Raw genomic sequence first — 820 nt, 5'->3', positions numbered from 1 at the left:
GGCCGATCATGCGTGAGCTGGACAAGGAGTTCAAAGAGCTGCGCCTGTACGGCATGGCCGGGGCCTGGGAGGACCTGGTCAAGCAAGGCGGCCACGCCACGCTGGAGAGCTCGCGCTGGCTGCTGGAGCACCTGCTGCAAGCGGAAGTCACGGACAGGGCCATGCGCTCAGTGAGCTACCAGATGCACACGGCGAAGTTCCCCGTGCACCGCGACCTGGCGGGCTTCGACTTCGAATGCTCGCCCGTGGACAAAAAGCTCATCGAGCAGTTGGCCAGCATGGCGTTCACCGAGCAGGCGCACAACGTGGTGCTAGTGGGTGGCCCCGGCACGGGCAAGACGCATCTGGCCACGGCCATCGGCGTGGCGGGCATCACGCGCCATGGCTCACGCGTGCGGTTTTACTCCACGGTGGACCTGGTCAACGCACTGGAGCAGGAGAAGGCCCAAGGCAAGGCAGGCCGCATCGCAGCGAGCTTGCAGCGCATGGACCTGGTCATCCTTGATGAGCTGGGCTACCTGCCCTTCAGCCAGGCAGGCGGCGCCTTGCTGTTCCACCTGCTGAGCAAGCTCTACGAGCAGACCAGCGTGATGATCACCACCAACCTGGACTTCAAGGAATGGTCCAGCGTGTTCGGCGACGCCAAGATGACCACGGCACTGCTGGATCGACTCACGCACCACTGCCACATCGTCGAGACGGGCAACGAGTCCCACAGGTTCATGCACAGCACAGCCGTGGCCAAGAAACGCATCAAGGCACGCGAACAGGCCAAGAAGGCTGAGCCGTTCTGAGCGGTTCAAGGGCAAGCCGCTACGGG

At 63.8% G+C, this 820-nt stretch carries 1 protein-coding gene; it reads left to right on the top strand.

Features of this window, described 5'->3' with window-relative positions; translation table 11 throughout:
* The first annotated feature begins 8 nt into the window (after positions 1–8).
* Positions 9–794: an IS21-like element helper ATPase IstB gene (gene istB / locus KYG_RS07255; RefSeq protein WP_024815605.1), complete on the top strand. Its 786-nt coding sequence runs from the start codon at positions 9–11 to the stop codon at positions 792–794.
* The last annotated feature ends 26 nt before the right edge of the window (positions 795–820 follow it).

Source organism: Acidovorax sp. NO-1 (assembly GCF_000238595.1).
GTDB lineage: Bacteria > Pseudomonadota > Gammaproteobacteria > Burkholderiales > Burkholderiaceae_C > Acidovorax.
This window is presented reverse-complemented; position numbering and strand designations above follow the sequence as displayed.

Excerpts from the sequence above, each read along its gene's own strand:
- istB (WP_024815605.1), top strand. The coding sequence starts at position 9 with ATGCGTGAGCTGGACAAGGAGTTCAAAGAGCTGCGCCTGTACGGCATG.